This is a genomic window from Bacteroides sp. AR20 (assembly GCF_964250605.1).
GTDB lineage: Bacteria > Bacteroidota > Bacteroidia > Bacteroidales > Bacteroidaceae > Bacteroides > Bacteroides uniformis.
In genome coordinates this window covers 1-16898 of sequence record NZ_CAXUGK010000020.1, presented here as the reverse complement: position 1 = coordinate 16898, position 16898 = coordinate 1, and the positions used below count along the sequence as shown (strand labels likewise).

Below are 16898 nucleotides of genomic sequence, written 5' to 3'. Positions count from 1 at the left end.
TTGTTTTAACGTGCTAACGTTTTAATGTGCACATTAGCACATTACCCAGTGTTTCCAGCGCGCATATGCGTCGGCATAAGCCTGGCGGTCTGCCACTTTCGGCTCTATCACCTCGAGCTTCTCAAGCGTGGCAAATGCTTCGTTGTTGTCCTTGTATATGCCCACACCGATTCCGGCGCCTTTGGCGGCACCTACAGAGCCGTCGGTATCATACAGTTCGATGACAGCTCCCGTCACACCGGCCAATGTCTCGCGGAACAGCGGGCTGAGGAACATATTAGCCTTGCCTGCATGAATTTTCTGCACGGGAATGCCCATTTGTTCCATGATGTCGATTCCATATTTAAAGGAAAAAACGATGCCTTCCTGCGCTGCACGGATGATATGCTGTTTGCCGTGCTGGTTGAAGTTGATGCCATGAATGGAACAGCCTGTTTCCTTGTTCTCAAGCATACGCTCCGCACCGTTTCCAAAGGGCAGGATGCTGATACCGGCACTGCCGATGGGAGCTTGTGCTGCCAGCAGATTCATATCGCTGTAGGAGATGCCTTCGGGAGCAACGGTGCGTTTTACCCATGAATTGAGAATGCCCGTACCATTGATGCACAGCAGAACACCCAGACGGGTTTGCCCGGCAGCATGGTTGACGTGTGCAAAGGTGTTGACACGTGACTTGGGGTCGTAGTTCACCTCACCGTTCACGCCGTATACCACGCCGGACGTTCCGGCGGTGGAAGCTATTTCACCCGGATTGAATACATTCAGGGAAAGGGCATTGTTGGGCTGGTCGCCGGCACGGTAAGTGATAGGCGTACCTTCTTTCAGACCCAGCTCTGCGGCTGCAGCAGCATTGACACGTCCCTGCTCGGAGAAAGTCGGTTTGATGTCGGCAATCAGAGAGGAGTCGAACCCATAATAGTCCATCAGAAAGTCGGCAACCCGGTTGTTCTTGAAATCCCAGAACATCCCTTCGGACAAACCGGACACCGTGGTACAGATGGTACCGCTCAACTTCATGGCGATATAGTCGCCCGGCAGCATTATCTTATGAATCTTTTCGTAAACGGAAGGCTCATTCTCCTTAATCCAAGCCAGTTTGGAGGCCGTGAAGTTGCCCGGAGAATTCAGCAGATGTGAAAGGCAAGTCTCCTCTCCCAATGTTTCGAAAGCCTTTTGTCCGTAGGGCACGGCTCTGGAGTCGCACCAGATAATGGCAGGACGCAACACCTGCTGGTTTTTATCTACACATACCAAGCCATGCATCTGATAAGAGATACCGATCGCCTTGATGTCTTCTGCGTTTACTCCGGATTCTGCCAATACCGCTTGTGTGGCCAGTTTCAAGTTTTCCCACCAGTTTCCGGGGTCTTGCTCTGCCCAGCCGGGCTTCACTGCGATAATTTCCGCTTCAGTCTTGGGGAAGAAGGCAGACGATACACACTTGCCGCTTTCCGCATTTACCAGACTCGCTTTTACAGACGAGCTGCCGATGTCATAACCTAATAAATACATTTCTATCAATATTAAAATGAAAGTGATATGAAGAATTTACAATCCGGCTACCGTCGGATTTTATTGTATATCTTTTTGTCGAAACGGTAGTAGCGTGCCGCCCGGTGGGCCACGCCCTGCTGTTTTTCTTCCAGGGGGACGACATACTCCATCAAGGCAATTTTTTTATGGAAATTGCGTACGTCGTACTGCTTGTCATACACCAGTTCGTACAAAGTGCGAAGCTGGGATGCGGTGAACTTACGCGGCAACAAGTCGAACAGTGAAGACGGGTTGAACTCGACGTACTGACGGACATAGGTAATGGCCTCCTTGATAATCAGGTTGTGGTCGAATGCCAGAGCCTTTATATCCGGCATGGCTACCCAACTAGCTTGATAATTGTCCAAATCACGGTTCAATGCGCGGTCTATCTTCACCAGGGAAAGATAGGCTATGGTGACAATACGCTCTACCTTGGACTGCATGGCACGTTCCAGCCAATGTACATCTCTGGGGTCCTTCGTACGGTTTTTTGAGCCGAATGCCTTGAATTGCATCAGATTGACGTTCTTCAGCCCCGTCAATTCATTCAACACCCGTTTGGCAGCTTCATCCAAATCCTCATCCATGTAAATCAAACTTCCGGGAAGCTTCATATCATGAAAGATTTCTCCTTCTTCCTCTCCTGCACGCTTAATCAGCAGAACCTTTAGCTGTTCTCCGTCAAAACCAATCACTACACAGTCCACAGAGATATGATTGTTTGCCAACGGCGTTTTTTGTTCTATGTTTTGCATAATATATCTCGTTAAGCGCTGCAAATATAAATAGGTTTTTCTAATTTGCAATAAAGGAAAAGAATATTTTTATAATATTATAAAGCATTATTTTTCAACTGAATACATATCTTACTTTATACAATATCATTTTCAGTTGTTATCGTATGGAATACAATATGTAATTTACAAGAATATACAAGAGGTCTAATTGTAGGAAGTACAATAAGGAGAAAGTGTTTCATTTATAAGTATTTCAGCCTCCGGATACCACAGAAGGCCCAAGCATACATATTGTATTTTAGCTTCCCTCCTTAAAGTAAGGGCATTGCACAAAAAACATCCGTTTGTGCGGTGAATATCAGAAAAACCTCTACCTTTGCAGCACTTTTTATTTAAACACTAAAAAACGAGTAAATATGAAAGCATTTGTATTTCCGGGTCAAGGTGCCCAATTCGTTGGCATGGGAAAGGACCTGTACGAAAATTCGGCATTAGCCAAGGAACTTTTTGAGAAAGCAAATGATATCCTCGGGTATCGTATTACTGATATTATGTTCAACGGAACAGATGAAGACCTGCGCCAGACTAAAGTTACCCAACCTGCCGTGTTCCTTCATTCCGTTATTTCCGCCCTCTGCATGGGCGATGACTTTAAGCCGGAGATGACCGCCGGTCACTCATTGGGCGAGTTCTCTGCCTTGGTTGCTGCCGGTGCACTGAGCTTTGAAGATGGTCTGAAACTGGTGTATGCCCGTGCCATGGCTATGCAAAAGGCTTGCGAGGCACAGCCCTCCACTATGGCAGCCATTATTGCCCTGCCGGATGAAAAGGTTGAGGAAATCTGCGCTCAAGTAAGTGCTGAAGGTGAAGTTTGCGTGGCAGCCAACTATAACTGCCCGGGACAGATTGTAATTTCCGGTTCCATAGAAGGTATCAACAAGGCTTGCGAACTGATGAAGGCTGCAGGTGCAAAGCGTGCTCTGCCGTTGAAGGTAGGCGGTGCGTTCCACTCTCCGCTGATGAACCCTGCCAAAGTTGAACTGGAAGCAGCCATCAATGCAACAGAAATCCATGCTCCGAAGTGCCCCGTATATCAGAATGTAGACGCTATGCCTCATACTGACCCGGTAGAAATCAAGAAGAACCTGGTGGCTCAGCTGACAGCATCGGTACGTTGGACGCAAACAGTGAAGAACATGGTTGCCGATGGTGCTACGGACTTCACAGAGTGCGGTCCTGGTGCAGTGCTGCAAGGTCTTATCAAGAAGATTGCACCGGAAGCTACGGCTCACGGGATTGCATAATTCCTTAAATAGAATATTTTCAAGGCTGTCTTTCTTCAAATAGACAGCCTTTCTTGTTTTAGTAGGCCATTTCCTTTATATTTGCCACTCACAACAAAATGGGATATATGGAAAAGATTACGGAGTTCAGAAATACCTTGGCAGTACCTATTCATAAGTTATCGATAGACTCTCTGGTACAAGAGGTATGCCTCTGCCCCGAGTATTTTGAAGATATATACCGATTGACATACGATGAAAAACAGACGGTGTCATGGCGAGCAATATGGGTATGCGAGAAATTGAGCGAAATCCATCCCGACTGGTTCATCCTACTGTACGATGAAATCATTCAACGGCTGATAGACTGCACGCACGACGGTTCCAAACGTCTCTTATTATCTATACTGTATAATATTCCCATCCCTACTCCAATCTCCGTCGATTTGCTGAATTACTGCCTGGACCACATGCTATCTCCGCAAGAAAGCATAGGAGTGCAAGCCCTTTCCATCAGAATAGCCTATCTGCTTTGCAGGAAGGAGCCGGAACTGCTGCAGGAATTGCAACTGATACTAGAAAATACAGAGCTTGATTTTTATTCAACTGGAGTCAGAACCACTGTTCGGAATACGCTGAAAAAGATACGTGCCACAAAGGGGCGCAAGTAAACAAAAAGTAATCACTGAAATAAAAAGTACGTTCTTTTGTTTTTTATTTCCGATTTTCCCTTACCTTTGTTGCCGTAAAGACAAAGGGGTGCCCCGACGGGCTGAGATTATACCCTCGAACCTGATGCAGTTAGTACTGCCGTAGGAATTGGATATTTCTTTCTTCACTGAACTTGCCGTAAAGACGCTTCTTTGTATTTACTTCCATTGTTTTATTTCTTAATGAACAGAAAAATGAAAGTATTGGTCAACAACAAGGAAGTGAAAACCGGCGCCACTACCCTTTCACAACTTATCGAGGAACTTGCCCTACCGATGCAAGGCATTGCCGTGGCCGTAGACAACCGTATTGTACTTCGCACGGAATGGACAAAATGCATCCTGAGGGAATACATGCCCATCATCATTATCAAAGCAGCTTGCGGAGGGTGAGGAAGATGAAGGACGAGAGACTGAAAAACGGAGGAATGCAGTTCATCACGCACTATACGGAACGATATTCGTATCTGGATGCTGCACGCATGGCTCTTGAGGGCGGTTGCCGCTGGGTGCAACTGCGCATGAAAGACACCCCGGTGGAAACGATAGAACCCGTAGCTTTGGAAGTGCAGGCCCTTTGCCGGCAATACGGTGCCACCTTCATCATTGACGACCATGTGGAACTGGCGCGAAAACTGCATGCCGACGGCGTACATCTTGGAAAGAAAGACATGCCCATAGCCGACGCACGCCGGATTCTGGGCGCGGAGTACATTATAGGCGGTACCGCCAATACTTTTGAGGATGTACTGCAACACTACAAAGCCGGTGCCGACTACATAGGCTGCGGCCCCTTCCGCTACACCACTACCAAGAAGAATCTGAGTCCGATATTGGGACTGGAAGGATATACAGCTATCATCCACCGGATGCAGGAGAAGGATATACACCTTCCGATAGTAGCCATCGGTGGAATAACCATAGCGGATATTCCAGCCGTTATGCAGACGGGGGTAAGCGGGATTGCCCTTTCGGGCACGGTACTGCATGCCGATAGTCCGGCAGATGAAATGAAAAGAATCATTTCTTTAATGGAGAATGAAAAATAAAGAATTAATATATGACGACTGATATGGAAAAATTAGTGATTGCGGAACGTGAGTTCAACTCCCGTCTGTTTTTAGGAACCGGAAAGTTCAATTCCGATGAAGTGATGGAGCAGTCTATCCTGGCATCCGGCACAGAAATGGTGACGGTAGCCATGAAACGCATTGAACTGGACAACAAGGAAGACAATATGCTGGTACACATACAGCATCCCGGTATCCAGCTTCTGCCCAACACCTCCGGCGTGCGCAATGCCGAAGAAGCTGTTTTTGCTGCACAGATGGCGCGTGAAGCTTTCGGCACGAACTGGCTGAAACTGGAGATACACCCCGACCCCCGCTATCTGTTGCCCGATTCTGTAGAGACGCTGAAAGCCACGGAAGAACTGGTCAAGTTAGGATTTGTGGTACTGCCCTATTGCCAGGCCGACCCCACACTGTGCAAGAGGCTGGAAGAAGCCGGTGCCGCCACCGTCATGCCGCTGGGTGCTCCTATCGGTACAAACAAAGGACTACAGACAAGGGATTTCCTGAGAATAATCATTGAACAAGCCAATATCCCCGTAGTGGTGGATGCCGGTATCGGTGCCCCGAGCCATGCGGCAGAGGCTATGGAAATGGGCGCTTCGGCTTGCCTGGTGAATACAGCCATTGCAGTGGCGGGCGACCCCGTGACCATGGCGGTAGCGTTCAAGCAGGCTGTAGAGGCGGGACGCATGGCATACGAAGCAGGTCTGGGCATACAGGCAGATAATTTTGTTGCGGAAGCCAGCTCACCGCTGACGGCTTTCTTGAATGAAAAATGACAAAACAGGGAGATTTACGATTAGACAATTTACGATTTACGATTGAAGTTACTCATGCAATCATAAACCTACCGGTTGAGAGAGGTTGTTTAACAATACAAACTCCAATCGTAAATCGTAAATTGTCTAATCGTAAATCTCTACATAACAAAACCTAAAGAAAAATGAACCAGAAGATAAAATTCCCCCGTTCCGAGAAAGTATATTTGCCGGGCACCTTGTTTCCCGAATTGCGCGTAGCTATGCGCAAGGTGGAGCAAGTGCCCAGTACGAACTTCGTTGATGGAGAAAAGGTACTTACTCCGAATCCGGAAGTGTATGTGTATGATACCAGCGGACCGTTCAGCGACCCTGCCGTCGAAGTGGATTTGAAGAAAGGGCTGCCCCGTCTGCGCGAGCCGTGGATACTGAAACGCGGCGATGTGGAGCAGCTTTCCGAAATAACGTCGGAGTACGGACGCATGCGCCGCGACGACCAGTCGCTCGACTCTCTGCGCTTTGAGCATATCACCCTGCCCTACCGCGCCCTTCAAGGAAAATGCTGCACACAGATGTACTATGCCAAACAAGGTATCATCACGCCTGAAATGGAGTATGTGGCGATTCGCGAGAACATGAACTGCGCGGAGCTGGGAATAGAGACGCACATCACACCGGAATTTGTACGCCAGGAGATTGCTGCCGGACGCGCCCTGCTTCCTGCCAACATCAACCATCCCGAAGCAGAGCCGATGATTATAGGCCGTAACTTCCTGGTGAAGATAAATACCAATATCGGAAACTCCGCCACCACCTCGGGCATCGAAGAAGAGGTAGAGAAAGCATTGTGGAGCTGCAAATGGGGCGGCGACACGCTGATGGACCTCTCCACGGGCGAGAACATACACGAAACGCGCGAATGGATTATCCGCAACTGTCCCGTTCCCGTGGGCACTGTCCCCATCTACCAGGCATTGGAGAAAGTGAACGGCAAGGTGGAAGACCTCACCTGGGAAATCTACCGCGACACCTTGATTGAACAATGCGAGCAGGGAGTGGACTACTTCACCATCCATGCCGGCATACGCCGCCACAATGTGCATCTGGCCGAGAAAAGGTTGTGCGGCATCGTGAGCCGTGGCGGCAGCATCATGAGCAAATGGTGCCTGGTGCACGACCGCGAAAGTTTCCTTTACGAACACTTTGATGACATTTGCGACATTCTGGCACAGTATGACGTTGCCATCTCTTTGGGAGACGGGCTGCGTCCGGGGTCTACGCACGATGCCAACGATGAAGCGCAGTTTGCAGAACTCGACACGATGGGCGAGCTTGTGCTGCGTGCCTGGGACAAGAATGTGCAGGCTTTCATCGAAGGTCCCGGCCACGTGCCCATGCACAAGATTAAGGAGAATATGGAGCGCCAGATAGAAAAATGCCACGATGCGCCTTTCTATACGCTCGGCCCCATCGTGACGGACATCGCACCGGGATACGACCATATCACGTCCGCCATCGGTGCAGCGCAGATAGGCTGGCTGGGTACGGCGATGCTCTGCTATGTCACTCCCAAAGAGCATCTGGCACTGCCCGATAAGGAGGATGTGCGTGTAGGTGTCATCACCTATAAGATAGCCGCCCATGCCGCCGACCTGGCAAAAGGGCATCCCGGAGCACAAGTGCGTGACAATGCACTGAGCAAAGCACGTTATGAATTCCGCTGGAAAGACCAGTTTGACTTGTCGCTCGACCCGGAACGTGCGTTCAGCTATTTTCATGCAGGGAAGCATGTGGATGGGGAGTATTGCACGATGTGCGGACCGAACTTCTGTGCAATGCGGTTGTCGAGAGAATTAAAAAAGAAATAAATGGGAATTGATAGAACACTATGTTTTCAGACGAATTAGAACATATATCCTGGGAGGAAACCACGGCACGCATCCATGCCAAGACAGATGCGGATGTACGCCGTGCCCTCTCCAAAGAACATTGTAATGTAGAGGACTTCATGGCCCTCATCTCACCCGCCGCTGCCCCCTATCTGGAGACGATGGCACGATTGAGCAAGAAATACACCGAGGCACGATTCGGGAAGACCATCTCCATGTTCGTGCCTCTTTACATCACGAATTCCTGCACCAACTCTTGCGTGTATTGCGGTTTCCACATCAGCAACCCCATGCCGCGTACCATACTGACGGAAGAAGAAATCGTGAACGAGTACAAGGCCATCAAGAAGCTGGCACCTTTCGAGAATTTGCTGTTGGTGACGGGAGAAAATCCGGCCAAAGCAGGCGTGCCCTACATAGCCCGCGCACTGGACCTGGCAAAACCCTACTTCAGCAATCTGAAAATAGAAGTGATGCCCTTAAAAACGGAAGAGTATGCAGAGCTGAAAGAGCACGGCATGAACGGTGTGATTTGTTTCCAGGAAACCTATCACAAAGCGAATTACAACATCTACCACCCCCGCGGCATGAAGTCCAAGTTTGAATGGCGTGTCAACGGTTTTGACCGTATGGGGCAGGCAGGCGTCCATTCCATCGGCATGGGAGTGCTCATCGGTCTGGAGAAAGAATGGCGGACAGACATCACCATGATGGCTTATCACCTGCGCTATCTCCAGAAACATTATTGGCAGACGAAATACAGCGTCAACTTCCCCCGTATGCGTCCTTCGGAGAATGGCGGCTTCCAGCCCAATGTCATCATGAGCGACTGCGAACTGGCACAAGTCACTTTTGCCATGCGTATCTTTGACCATGATGTGGACATCTCCTACTCCACCCGCGAGCCTGCCGATATACGCGACCATATGGCAACACTTGGTGTGACAACCATGAGCGCCGAAAGCAAGACCGAGCCGGGAGGATATTACAGCTATCCGCAAACGCTGGAACAGTTTCATGTCAGCGACGAGCGCAAGGCTGTGGAAGTGGACAAAGCGTTGAAACGCCTGGGGCGCGAACCGGTGTGGAAAGATTGGGATGCGAGTTTTGATTTGAAGGCTTTCAAGAGATGAGTGACCGAATACAGAACCTTAATAACAATGAACAAATGAACCGATATGCCAGACAAACGTCCCTTCCCGAAATAGGCGAAGCCGGACAAGAGAAACTGCGTAATGCCAAGGTGTTGATAGTCGGTGTGGGAGGATTGGGTTCTCCCATTGCCCTCTATCTGGCGGGAGCAGGAGTCGGAACGCTGGGATTGGTGGACGATGACCAGGTCAGCATCAGTAATCTTCAACGTCAGGTTCTGTATGCTGAAGCTGACCTTGGACAGCCTAAACCTCTATGTGGCGCCCGTAGAGTGCAGGGTTTGAACAGCGATGTAAACGTGGAAGTATACCCCTTCCGTCTGGACAAGAAGAATGCCGGAGAACTGATAAGGAACTACGATATAGTGGTAGACGGATGCGATAACTTCGCTACCCGCTACTTGCTGAATGACGTATGCAACGCTTGGGGCAAGCCCTACGTTTATGGTGCCATTCAAGGCTTTGAAGGCCAAGTGTCCGTCTTCTGCTACGGTGAGGGTGCAAAAAACTATCGTGACCTCTATCCGGATGAAGAAGGGACACTGCTCATGCCATCTCCGGACAAATCGGTTATCGGCGTAACCCCTGCCATTGTGGGTAGCGTAGAAGCCAATGAAGTGTTGAAACTGATTTGCGGCTACGGTGAACCCTTGGCAGGAAAGCTATGGACGATTGATTTAAGAACCATGCAGTCGTATATTCTCTCATTATAGACAAACATCCATAAAGATATGAAACTGATAGTCATTACCACGCCGCAATTCTTTGAAGGAGAAGCAGCGGCAGTTACCTCCTTATTCCAAAACGGTTTGGAAATACTCCATCTGCGCAAGCCGGGAGCTTCGGCAGAAGAGATGGAGTATTTCCTGCGGCAGTTGCCGATGGAATATATGCCGCGCATTGTCACGCATGAGCAATTCCAGCTGGCATCCGTTTTCGGTCTGAAAGGAATTCATCTGAACGGGCGCAATCCGCAGATACCGTTCGGATATAAGGGACACATCAGTTGTTCCTGCCACTCTCTTGAAGAAGTGTTGAAACATAAATCAGATTGTAGCTATGTGTTCCTCAGTCCCATTTATGACAGTATATCCAAAGAAGGCTACTCTTCCGCTTACTCCTGCGATACCTTGAAGAAAGCACAGCAAGCAGGTATCATCGATTCCAACGTCATGGCATTGGGTGGCATCAGCCTGGAGCATCTTCCGGAAATAGCCGTTTTAGGTTTCGGAGGTGCCGTCCTGCTAGGAGACATCTGGCAGCAAGCGAAGGAAGATTTCATCCCCCACTTCCTCCACCTGAAACAGCTCTCCTCCCCCCTTTAATTTTTAATTTCTAATTTTTAATTATTTCATGCTTCCCCCTATTATCCTTTCCATTGCCGGTTCCGACTGTTCGGGCGGTGCAGGCATACAAGCAGACATAAAGACCATTTCCGCTTTGGGAGGTTATGCCGCTTCCGTCATCACGGCTGTTACTGCACAAAACACACTGGGAGTACAATCGGTTTATCCGATACCTGCGGATATGGTTAAGGCACAAATCACCTCTGTTATGGATGATTTAAGGCCGGATGCCGTCAAGATAGGTATGGTACATGATGCCGGTATTGTGACCACCATTGTCGATTGTCTTCAGACTTATACTCCGGAGTGTATAGTCTATGACCCCGTCATGATATCGACCAGCGGACGGCGACTGATGACCGAAGAAACCATACAAGTCATTAAGACGGAACTGTTTCCGCTATGCACCCTCATTACTCCCAACCTGAATGAAGCAAGCCTGCTTTGGGGGCAAACCATTACCGGTACTGTGGAGATGCGACAAGCGGCACAGGAATTATCCTGCAGATACAACACCGCTATTCTCGTCAAAGGCGGACATCTAGAGGATAATGACATGTGCGACGTGCTTTATTGCCGGCAACCTTCTGCCGGGGCTGACATCCTGCCATCCGGATGCATCCTCTATTCCAACCCCAAAATAGAGAGCCGTAACCTGCACGGCACAGGGTGTACCCTTTCCTCTGCCATAGCTACATTTCTTGCCGGTGGCAACAAACTCGATGAAGCGGTCTGCAAGGCTAAAGAGTATATCGGTACTGCGATAAACCGGGGGAAAGACATGAATATAGGGCACGGGAACGGTCCGTTATGGCACTTTCCTTTATCGGAATAAGAGCTCGTCGAAACGCATTATCTGTTTACCTTAAACGCATTATCTGTCAGCCTCCGATACATCATGTGTTTGGCACCAACGGACAATGCGTTTCGACATGTCTGCTTCTTAATAGCGTATGCCCAGAATTTTCTTGGCATCGTCTTTCTTGAACAGTGAATCAATGACGTCTAAAATCGCTTCGTAGTTTTCCGGATCTACGATATTGGGAGCGAATATGTTGAGGACTTTCATCTTGTCGTCATCAAAAGTATATAGTGCCATCAAACTGGCACATTGCACACAGTTCAGACTGTTGTTTCGGGCAACAGTTCTCATCATTTCGATTTGATCATCCTTGAAAGGGCGGGACTTCACTTTTTCATAAAAATGCCGGAAGTCTTCGGGGTGCATCCCCCTGACATAAACCGGAGCTGGAGAATCTATCACTACTTCACTGGGAACAACCGGCAACGTACGTGGCTCTCCGGAGAATGAGTCCATTGCAACGACTCTCCCACCTTCAAAAGTCACGACAATCTGAGTTCGGCTGATATTACTTTTACCGGACAGCACTCTGGAATATTCCCATTCTTCTATATCCCGGTCGAAGCGGCGATACTCTGGAGTTCCCAATATCTTGGTGACCTCCTGCCTGCTCATCCCCTTCTGGATACTGTTCAACACATCTACCTTAGCATCATAAAACAAACTGGAACAACTGCTGAATCCCATCGTCATTACCAGTCCCGCAATAATTAGTCTGATTGTTTTCATCTTATCGAGTTTTTAGTTGCCACAAAGGTAGGCAGAAACATGGATAGACCTCTTATTATCCCCCTATTTGTCAAAAGGGATTTCCCTACTTTTTTTAGCCATATACCTATTAATATGGAAATAATCCGTTATTTTTGCAGATACTATCACTATAAATAGGTAAAAACACATGGAAAAAGCAAAAGTATACTACTCTGATTTGCGTACCTCCCCTACATCCAATCTTTTGGATAAAATGGAACGCTTGCTGAAACGGGCAGGCATCGAGCAACTCCCTTTGAAGGATAGCTTTGCTGCCATCAAAATCCATTTCGGCGAACCCGGCAATCTGGCATACTTGCGTCCCAATTATGCAGCTCGAATGCCAACCCTGCTCCGCAGCCTGGGAGCCAAACCTTTCCTGACGGACTGCAACACACTGTATTCCGGTCGTCGCGCCAATGCCGTAGACCACTTGCAAAGCGCGATGGAGAATGGGTTCAACCCCATTTCGGCCCAGTGCCAGGTCATCATCGGCGACGGACTGAAGGGAACGGACTACCGCGAAATCCCTCTGAACGGAGAATATTGTCCGGCACCCAAAATCGGTACAGCGATAGCCGACGCCGATATTGTAATCAGTATGAACCACTTCAAGGGACACGAACAAGCCGGCTTCGGCGGTGCTTTGAAGAATCTGGGCATGGGATGTGCCAGTGTAGGCGGAAAGCTGGAACTGCACTGCGCCTCGCAACCCAAGATTGACGTAGAAAGCTGCATAGGCTGCAACATCTGCGTGAAGCACTGCGCACACGACGCTGTGCACCTCAATACCAGCCGCAAGGCAGAAATAGACTACACCAAATGCGTAGGTTGCGGACAGTGCGTAGCCCTCTGCCAGCACGACGGTGCCGTGATGGGAGCCGAAGATACCTCCGAGCGCCTGAACTACAAGATTGCGGAATATGCCCTCGCTGTCGTTATGGGCAAGCCCCATTTCCACATCAGCTTCATCATGAACGTATCTCCCGAATGCGACTGCTGGAACCACAACGATGCCGCCATCGTGCCCGACCTCGGCATTCTGGCTTCGGCAGACCCGGTTGCACTGGACAAGGCATGTGCAGATATGGTCATCCAAGCCCCGATACTGCACGGTAACAATTGCCTTGCCACGGCACACGAGCACGACGACTTGTGTGGATGCGACAAGTTCCACTTGATGCACCCCGACACGGACTGGCTTGCCGGATTGCGCCATGCCGAGAAAATAGGATTGGGAACCATGGAATATGAATTGGTGAAGATTTGATTAAACCTTTTCAGTTTTAAACAGTCATACTAAAAATAGATTTATCAACTATAATATTATACAAATGGAAACATCTGCAAAACTTTATTCTTTGCCTTTCGGCAACGTAAAGACCTATCTATTCGTCCTGCTGTTCGTGGCAGGAAACATCGCCTTGCCGCAACTCTGCCATCTGGTCCCAGCAGGCGGTCCGACGTTGCTTCCCATCTATTTCTTTACACTGATAGCTGCTTATAAATATGGTTTCAAGGTAGGTCTGCTGACGGCTCTCTTGTCTCCGGTCATCAATCATCTGCTTTTTGCCATGCCTGCAGCAGCCGTGTTGCCGGCCATACTTATAAAGTCCGGTCTGCTGGCCGGAACCGCCGCTCTTGCTGCACGCTATGCCAAGAATATCTCTTTATTGGCATTGCTGGGTGTAGTCCTCTCCTATCAAATTATCGGTACGGTCTTTGAATGGGCGTTGTGCGGTAATTTCTTTCTGGCTGTGCAAGATTTCCGTATGGGGATTCCGGGCATGCTGATTCAGTGGTTCGGAGGATATGCACTGCTGAAAGCAATCGCAAAAAATTAAGCGTATATTCTCAAACAGTATCCCTTAATCCTAAAACTTTGTTCGCAAACTGCGGATACATATCCCCAGTTTGCGGATGTCTATCCCAAGGCTTGGGATAGACATCCGCAAACCATAAACAAAGTTTTTTCTTAACTGATAAAAACTTTTTCCCTAACTAAGAAAAACTTTCTCCTTAATAGAGAAGACTTTTCTCTTAATACTTTGAACTTTTTTCCGCTATTTTCCTTTCTCCCTACAATAAAATCATTAATTTCGTGCCGAACAATATATCATATTTTCAACATGGAAGTAGTAACGAACAACTGGTTCACTAAAAAATATCCAATAGGTTTTGCCTTAAGCGGCGGTTTCATCAAAGGCTTTGCCCATTTGGGTGCCATGCAATCCTTATTGGAACATGACATAAAGCCCAATATACTTTCCGGAGTCAGCGCCGGAGCCTTGGCCGGGGTATTCTACGCCGACGGCAATGAACCGCATAAAGTTCTTGACTACTTTGCCGGGCACAAGTTTCAGGACCTGACCAAACTGGTGATTCCCAAAGTCGGATTGTTTGAATTGGGAGAATTCATCGATTTCCTGAAAAGCAATTTGAAATCCAAAAAACTGGAAGAACTGCAAATTCCTCTGATTATTACAGCTACTGATCTGGACCATGGACGTTTGGTACATTTCCATAAGGGTGACATCGCCGAACGCATAGCTGCTTCGTGTTGCATGCCGGTATTGTTTGCTCCGGTCAATATAGACGGTACACATTACGTGGATGGAGGTCTGCTGATGAACCTGCCGGTCTCTACCCTCCGCCGTATATGCGAAAAAGTGATTGCCGTGAATGTCAGCCCTCTGATGGCGACCAAGTATAAAATGAACATTGTGAGCATTGCCTTACGTTCCTATAACTTTATGTTCCGCTCCAACTCTTTTCCTGAACGCGAGAAGGCTGATTTGCTGATAGAACCTTATAACTTGGAGGGATACAGCAATACAGAGCTGGAAAAGGCGGAGGAGATATTCATGCAGGGATATAATACGACCAATGATATATTGGAACGTCTGCTCATAGACAAAGGCAGCATTTGGAAAGAATAAAACAACCATTCTATAACATAGAAAACAAAGAAATGAACGACGAAAACAAATTGATTATTTATCAAGTGTTCACCCGACTATTCGGAAACAACAATAACCACTGCATCAATAATGGCAGCATCACCGAAAATGGATGCGGCAAGATGGCTGACTTTACAGCCAAGGCGTTGGGAGAAATCAAGAAGCTTGGCGCTACACATATATGGTACACGGGCATCATCGAGCATGCTACGCAAACTGACTACCGCCGTCACAATATCCAACCCGACCATCCGGCCATTGTGAAAGGTAAAGCCGGGTCTCCCTATGCCATCAAGGACTATTATGATGTCGATCCGGATCTCGCCAAGGACGTACCGGAGCGTATGAGAGAGTTTGAGAATCTGGTGCAGCGTACTCACCGTAGCGGTCTGAAGGTCATCATAGATTTTGTTCCCAACCACGTAGCCCGTCAATATCACTCGGATGCCCAGCCGGATGGCACTTCACAACTGGGTTCAAACGATGACACCAACTATGCGTTCAGCCCATATAATAACTTCTATTATATCCCGAAATCGGAACTGCATGGCCAATTTGACATGAAAGGTACAGCCGCCGAATCTTATAGGGAATTTCCGGCAAAAGCTACCGGAAACAACCGTTTTGACGCTTATCCAAACATCACCGATTGGTACGAAACTATAAAGTTGAATTATGGAGTGGATTATCAGAACGGCGGGACTTGCCATTTCGACCCCATTCCCGACACATGGACCAAGATGCTGGATATCATGCTGTTCTGGGCGGGAAAGAATATAGACGGTTTCCGTTGCGATATGGCCGAAATGGTTCCCGTAGAGTTCTGGGAATGGGCAATCCCGCAGGTAAAGGAGCAATATCCCTCCCTGCTGTTTATAGCCGAAGTCTATAACCCGGGAGAATACAAGAATTACTTGTTCCGTGGCAAGTTTGATTATTTATACGACAAAGTAGGACTTTATGATACCTTGCGGGCTGTTACTTGCGGGTATGAATCGGCAACTGCCATCACCCGCTCTTGGCAAAGTCTGGGAGGTATAGAAAAACGCATGCTGAACTTTCTGGAAAACCATGACGAGCAACGTATCGCTTCCGACTTTTTTGCCAGTAACCCACGCAAGGCGATTCCGGCACTCATTGTGTCAGCTTGCATGAACACCAATCCGATGATGATTTATTTCGGTCAGGAGTTTGGTGAGCTGGGCATGGATAGTGAAGGTTTCAGCGGCCGGGACGGACGTACAACCATCTTTGACTATTGGAGTGTAGATACTATCCGCCGTTGGCGCAATGGCGGCAAGTTCGACGGCAAGATGCTGACGGAGGACCAGAAACACCTATACAGCATTTATAAACGGCTACTGACTCTTTGCAATGAAGAAAAGGCCATCTCTCAGGGGGCTTTCTTCGATTTGATGTATGCCAATGTCAACGGATGGCGCTTTAATGAACATAAGCAATATACATTCCTGCGCAAATTTGAGAGAGACCTGCTGCTGTTCGTCGTGAACTTCGACCATATCTCGGCAGACCTTGCCATAAATATTCCTTCTCATGCTTTTGACTTCCTGCAAATACCGCAGATGGACCAGTACAAAGCTACGGAGCTGCTCAGCGGAAAAGAAGAAAACATAAGTCTGCTTCCCTATAAGGCTACTAATGTGGCCGTCGAAGGATATGGAGGAAAGATACTTAAGATAAAGCTATAATGGGGGCACAACTCAGGTGATTTATTAGGTTTGGCACTGATTATGCAGAACAACACGGGGATATTCAGTAAATGTTCCTCTTTCTAATAAATCAAGAGAAAAGCTTTACTTTATGTTAGCTTTTCTCTTAATTT

At 48.2% G+C, this 16898-nt stretch carries 17 protein-coding genes and 1 riboswitch; of the genes, 14 read left to right on the top strand and 3 right to left on the bottom strand.

Features of this window, described 5'->3' with window-relative positions; all coding sequences use genetic code 11:
- Positions 1 to 33 precede the first annotated feature (33 nt).
- Entirely contained in the window at positions 34 to 1512 is a 1479-nt protein-coding gene (locus ACESTD_RS11480; protein WP_034529774.1) for a xylulokinase, read from the bottom strand.
- 47 nt (positions 1513 to 1559) lie between these two features.
- Positions 1560 to 2291, bottom strand: a complete 732-nt coding sequence (locus ACESTD_RS11475; protein ID WP_005825541.1) for an NUDIX domain-containing protein — start codon at positions 2289 to 2291, stop codon at positions 1560 to 1562.
- A 398-nt stretch (positions 2292 to 2689) separates the two neighbouring features.
- Here ACESTD_RS11475 and fabD point away from each other — a divergent pair, with 398 nt between their 5' ends.
- The 10 genes from fabD (at position 2690) to thiD (ending at position 11318) form a co-directional block, all read left to right on the top strand.
- Positions 2690 to 3577 (top strand): ACP S-malonyltransferase, encoded by an 888-nt coding sequence (gene fabD / locus ACESTD_RS11470; RefSeq protein ID WP_005825542.1) that lies wholly within the window; start codon positions 2690 to 2692, stop codon positions 3575 to 3577.
- A gap of 107 nt (positions 3578 to 3684) precedes the next feature.
- Complete coding sequence (locus tag ACESTD_RS11465; protein WP_016273742.1) at positions 3685 to 4227, top strand: hypothetical protein; 543 nt, start codon at positions 3685 to 3687, stop codon at positions 4225 to 4227.
- Positions 4228 to 4301: 74 nt separating this feature from the next.
- Positions 4302 to 4392, top strand: a riboswitch (TPP riboswitch).
- A gap of 69 nt (positions 4393 to 4461) precedes the next feature.
- Positions 4462 to 4659, top strand: a complete 198-nt coding sequence (gene thiS, locus ACESTD_RS11460; protein ID WP_005837106.1) for a sulfur carrier protein ThiS — start codon at positions 4462 to 4464, stop codon at positions 4657 to 4659.
- Positions 4660 to 4664: 5 nt separating this feature from the next.
- Positions 4665 to 5315, top strand: a complete 651-nt coding sequence (locus ACESTD_RS11455) for a thiamine phosphate synthase (protein WP_009038436.1) — start codon at positions 4665 to 4667, stop codon at positions 5313 to 5315.
- Between the two features lie 23 nt (positions 5316 to 5338).
- Positions 5339 to 6118 (top strand): thiazole synthase, encoded by a 780-nt coding sequence (locus ACESTD_RS11450; protein WP_009038437.1) that lies wholly within the window; start codon positions 5339 to 5341, stop codon positions 6116 to 6118.
- 164 nt (positions 6119 to 6282) lie between these two features.
- Positions 6283 to 7965, top strand: coding sequence for a phosphomethylpyrimidine synthase ThiC (gene thiC / locus ACESTD_RS11445; protein ID WP_117866584.1), 1683 nt, complete (start codon positions 6283 to 6285; stop codon positions 7963 to 7965).
- 20 nt (positions 7966 to 7985) lie between these two features.
- Positions 7986 to 9119: a 2-iminoacetate synthase ThiH gene (thiH, locus tag ACESTD_RS11440; RefSeq protein WP_005825548.1), complete on the top strand. Its 1134-nt coding sequence runs from the start codon at positions 7986 to 7988 to the stop codon at positions 9117 to 9119.
- 35 nt (positions 9120 to 9154) lie between these two features.
- Complete coding sequence (locus ACESTD_RS11435; protein WP_005837100.1) at positions 9155 to 9850, top strand: HesA/MoeB/ThiF family protein; 696 nt, start codon at positions 9155 to 9157, stop codon at positions 9848 to 9850.
- Between the two features lie 18 nt (positions 9851 to 9868).
- The gene (locus tag ACESTD_RS11430) at positions 9869 to 10462 is read left to right on the top strand and encodes a thiamine phosphate synthase (RefSeq protein WP_005837099.1); all 594 of its coding nucleotides are present in this window, start codon (positions 9869 to 9871) and stop codon (positions 10460 to 10462) included.
- Positions 10463 to 10490: 28 nt separating this feature from the next.
- A complete protein-coding gene (gene thiD / locus ACESTD_RS11425) occupies positions 10491 to 11318 on the top strand; it encodes a bifunctional hydroxymethylpyrimidine kinase/phosphomethylpyrimidine kinase (RefSeq protein WP_005837097.1) in 828 nt (275 codons plus the stop codon).
- A gap of 108 nt (positions 11319 to 11426) precedes the next feature.
- Here thiD and ACESTD_RS11420 read toward each other — a convergent pair whose 3' ends face one another.
- Entirely contained in the window at positions 11427 to 12074 is a 648-nt protein-coding gene (locus ACESTD_RS11420; RefSeq protein ID WP_005825555.1) for a DUF4476 domain-containing protein, read from the bottom strand.
- 169 nt (positions 12075 to 12243) lie between these two features.
- On the opposite strand from ACESTD_RS11420, the gene ACESTD_RS11415 reads away from it, so the two are divergent.
- The 4 genes from ACESTD_RS11415 (at position 12244) to ACESTD_RS11400 (ending at position 16764) form a co-directional block, all read left to right on the top strand.
- A complete protein-coding gene (locus ACESTD_RS11415) occupies positions 12244 to 13365 on the top strand; it encodes a DUF362 domain-containing protein (RefSeq protein ID WP_373158885.1) in 1122 nt (373 codons plus the stop codon).
- A 64-nt stretch (positions 13366 to 13429) separates the two neighbouring features.
- Positions 13430 to 13939: a hypothetical protein gene (locus ACESTD_RS11410; RefSeq protein ID WP_005837093.1), complete on the top strand. Its 510-nt coding sequence runs from the start codon at positions 13430 to 13432 to the stop codon at positions 13937 to 13939.
- A 285-nt stretch (positions 13940 to 14224) separates the two neighbouring features.
- Complete coding sequence (locus tag ACESTD_RS11405; RefSeq protein WP_005837092.1) at positions 14225 to 15034, top strand: patatin-like phospholipase family protein; 810 nt, start codon at positions 14225 to 14227, stop codon at positions 15032 to 15034.
- A gap of 32 nt (positions 15035 to 15066) precedes the next feature.
- Positions 15067 to 16764, top strand: a complete 1698-nt coding sequence (locus tag ACESTD_RS11400) for an alpha-amylase family protein (protein ID WP_005837091.1) — start codon at positions 15067 to 15069, stop codon at positions 16762 to 16764.
- Positions 16765 to 16898: the final 134 nt, after the last annotated feature.

Bases quoted from the DNA above. Each gene is read 5' to 3' on its own strand.
- ACESTD_RS11475 (WP_005825541.1), bottom strand. From the start codon at position 2,291: ATGCAAAACATAGAACAAAAAACGCCGTTGGCAAACAATCATATCTCT.
- ACESTD_RS11410 (WP_005837093.1), top strand. From the start codon at position 13,430: ATGGAAACATCTGCAAAACTTTATTCTTTGCCTTTCGGCAACGTAAAG.
- thiC (WP_117866584.1), top strand. From the start codon at position 6,283: ATGAACCAGAAGATAAAATTCCCCCGTTCCGAGAAAGTATATTTGCCG.
- ACESTD_RS11480 (WP_034529774.1), bottom strand. From the start codon at position 1,512: ATGTATTTATTAGGTTATGACATCGGCAGCTCGTCTGTAAAAGCGAGT.
- ACESTD_RS11465 (WP_016273742.1), top strand. From the start codon at position 3,685: ATGGAAAAGATTACGGAGTTCAGAAATACCTTGGCAGTACCTATTCAT.
- ACESTD_RS11435 (WP_005837100.1), top strand. From the start codon at position 9,155: ATGAACCGATATGCCAGACAAACGTCCCTTCCCGAAATAGGCGAAGCC.
- ACESTD_RS11415 (WP_373158885.1), top strand. From the start codon at position 12,244: ATGGAAAAAGCAAAAGTATACTACTCTGATTTGCGTACCTCCCCTACA.
- ACESTD_RS11450 (WP_009038437.1), top strand. From the start codon at position 5,339: ATGGAAAAATTAGTGATTGCGGAACGTGAGTTCAACTCCCGTCTGTTT.
- ACESTD_RS11405 (WP_005837092.1), top strand. From the start codon at position 14,225: ATGGAAGTAGTAACGAACAACTGGTTCACTAAAAAATATCCAATAGGT.
- fabD (WP_005825542.1), top strand. From the start codon at position 2,690: ATGAAAGCATTTGTATTTCCGGGTCAAGGTGCCCAATTCGTTGGCATG.
- thiS (WP_005837106.1), top strand. From the start codon at position 4,462: ATGAAAGTATTGGTCAACAACAAGGAAGTGAAAACCGGCGCCACTACC.
- ACESTD_RS11420 (WP_005825555.1), bottom strand. From the start codon at position 12,074: ATGAAAACAATCAGACTAATTATTGCGGGACTGGTAATGACGATGGGA.
- ACESTD_RS11400 (WP_005837091.1), top strand. From the start codon at position 15,067: ATGAACGACGAAAACAAATTGATTATTTATCAAGTGTTCACCCGACTA.
- ACESTD_RS11430 (WP_005837099.1), top strand. From the start codon at position 9,869: ATGAAACTGATAGTCATTACCACGCCGCAATTCTTTGAAGGAGAAGCA.
- thiH (WP_005825548.1), top strand. From the start codon at position 7,986: ATGTTTTCAGACGAATTAGAACATATATCCTGGGAGGAAACCACGGCA.
- thiD (WP_005837097.1), top strand. From the start codon at position 10,491: ATGCTTCCCCCTATTATCCTTTCCATTGCCGGTTCCGACTGTTCGGGC.
- ACESTD_RS11455 (WP_009038436.1), top strand. From the start codon at position 4,665: ATGAAGGACGAGAGACTGAAAAACGGAGGAATGCAGTTCATCACGCAC.